Below are 2,730 nucleotides of genomic sequence, written 5' to 3' on the forward strand. Positions count from 1 at the left end.
GTAATGAACAACGGGATCGATAGCCGCATCCGCTACGTCCGGATAGGTCGCCAGATAATATGCGCGATCGAATAACGGCGATGTACGCAGCAACCCGGCTTCGTCCACCGATACGTCCGGTGATTCAGTGAAGCGTCTTGCAAGCCTCCCCACGCGCCGACGCGCAGCCCCAAATCGATCAATTAGCATAGTTGATGTACCGCGGCCGGACTCTGGAGATGGACGAGGAATGAGGCTGATCTCTGCCTTGTGTTGCGCGAGCAATTCCGTCAGATTCTGATTGGCCAGCTCGTTGGCGGCATTGATTTTGTGGCATTCGTCCAACCTTTTCTCTAGCCATTGCTTCTCGGTAGTGAGTTCATTGATATCGCTCTTGAGCTGGCGCGTCATTGCTTCGAGCCGTTCGATCTCCGACCGGTGCTCAGCAAGCGCTGCGCTCAGATGTTGCTTGTCCTGCTCCATGGCGACGTTGGCAGTCTTATAGTTGCTCCACTGCACTTCAAGCCATTCCTTGCCCCGCACCAGGGATGCGATATCGTCTTTGAGCTGGCTGACAATACCTTCGAGGCGCTCAATGTCCCGTTCGTGTTCCCGCTGCGACCCGATCAGGCCCAGCCGTTCCCGCTCGAGGGTGACATTGCTCGAGTAGATCTCTGCCGACGTCTGTATGAGCAGTTGCATGGCGCTGGCCAGTTGCCGGGGAAACGCCGCCATGTTCTTTGCGAGCGTCGCCTCCGCCGTCGAGCGCATGTGTGCTGAATCCTTGCTCATCGACTGATCATGGAGGCGGTAATAGCCGAGTTCTCGTGGCACGAACCGTGCCGTGAATCCGGACGCGACGATCCGGATCCACAAGTCCCAATCGCAGCACCCTCCGAGCAACTTATCAAAGCCCCCTACCTTGTCGAGGGCGGACGCGCGCACCATCACGCAGACCGGCGGGAAATATCCGCCGAGCATCAGCGACGGCAAGATATTGCCGTTCAGTTCGGCTCGCGCATGCGCAACTTTATGCAGATCTGCCACTTCACCTTGCTCATCGACACGGATGATGTCGCAGTAAGCCATACCGGCATCCTTGTCGCCGATAAGCGCCTGTGACAATTCTTCGATCATCGTCGGTGCAAGCCAATCGTCAGCGTCCAGGAAGACCAGAAACTCCCCACTGCTGGCGGCAATTGCGTTATTGCGCGCGATCGCAACACCCGCATTCGCTTGCACGATCAATTTGATGCGAGGGTCACCCAATGCTCGTACGAGTTCCGCCGGATCTTCCGCGGAGCCATCGTTCACGAGCAGAACTTCGATATCATCAAATGTCTGCTTCAGTACACTCTCCAAGCATTGCCGGAGATACTTCAGCTGATTGAAAAAGGGGACAATAACCGAAACGGTAGCCATCGAGGTCCTTCAATCTGATCACGGTTGCACGGCTGTGTTCTTTGAAAAGCGAGCAATCGTCTCGCTCATGCCGTCGCGGAAGGTTGTCTTCGGCACCCAACCGAGCACCTGTTTGGTACGCGATACGTCGAGAATACTGACCGGTACGTCAAATGAGCGCGCGGCCTCGTACTTGACGCAAACCGGCGTACCGAGAATCTCGCCGATCGTCTCAACAATCTGCCTGAGCGACGTGCCTTCACCGGAGCCGATATTGAAGACGGGGTCCATGCGCCCGAACGCGGCGCTCGGGGAGTCCATTGTCGCGACGAACGCGTCCACCGCATCGTCGATATACAGGTAATCGCGAACGACCGAGCCATCGCCCCATATCTGAATGTCGAGACCGGCCAGCGCGCGCCACGCGAAGATCGACGCGGCGCCCAACTGGCCCTCGACGTTCTGCCCAGGCCCGAACGGATTGCTGACACGCAGGATGCGCGCGTCCACATTGAACTGCCGGCGATAGAGCATCGCATAGCCTTCAACCGCCGCTTTCGACGCGCCATACACGCCGAGGGGCCGCAGCGGATGCGACTCAGAGACCCGATCGGCTTCCGGTACGCCATAGACCGTTCCGCCCGACGAAGCAAAAACGAACGGAACGCCCGGGTGCCGCCGCATCGCCTCGAGCAGCGCAACGGTACCTATGACGTTGGTGGCGACGTCGTCGAGCGGCGCACCATTTGCCGTTCGCGGCACGGTCGACCACGCAAGATGGAAGACACCATCGACACCGTCAATGGCGTTGAGCCAGGTATCGATCGACGCGCCAAGCGGGCACTCGACGTCATTCGCGCAATCCATAACCCTTCTCATCGCACATCGCACGACGTGGCCATTCGCACGTAGTCGCTCGACGAGCGATCGACCGATAAATCCTGACGCACCGGTCACCAAATAAGTTTTCTTTTCCATTTACGCGCAGAAATCGCCTACCAAGCGCCGGCAACTGTAGGTGTGCCCGCAAGTGCTGTCAAACGCCGTCCAATACCTGCCCACATCGATCGATGCCTCATCGACGGCGAACCGATCCGCCAAGGCGGCCGGGCTCCTTGTTGGTGACACGAATGTATCGCACCGCCCGACCCTGCCTGACGCTCGCTCCGATCCGTAGGCGTTCTCATCCGCCGTCCCAAAGTACCGGCAAGCGAAGGCGAGCCAGTCGCCCGCGAGCTTGTCGTATCGAGTGCGGACCCGATCAAAATGTCTGATGCGATTGAAGAACCGGGCAACGATGCTTTGAGTTCGGTACAGCTCACGGCCACGCCTTGTGTCTCGCTTCGAACG

General features: G+C 58.5%; 2 protein-coding genes. Both read right to left on the minus strand.

Annotation, left to right across the window (positions count from 1 at the left end; all coding sequences use genetic code 11):
• Positions 1 to 1,401, minus strand: a 1,401-nt coding sequence (locus ACFTWP_RS41500) for a glycosyltransferase (RefSeq protein WP_380270368.1), incomplete at its 3' end; no start/stop codon positions are given.
• An 18-nt stretch (positions 1,402 to 1,419) separates the two neighbouring features.
• Positions 1,420 to 2,337: an NAD-dependent epimerase/dehydratase family protein gene (locus ACFTWP_RS41505; RefSeq protein ID WP_357861324.1), complete on the minus strand. Its 918-nt coding sequence runs from the start codon at positions 2,335 to 2,337 to the stop codon at positions 1,420 to 1,422.
• Between the last annotated feature and the right edge of the window lie 393 nt (positions 2,338 to 2,730).

It is taken from the genome of Kitasatospora sp. NPDC057015 (genome assembly GCF_042673745.1).
Taxonomy (GTDB): domain Bacteria; phylum Actinomycetota; class Actinomycetes; order Streptomycetales; family Streptomycetaceae; genus Kitasatospora.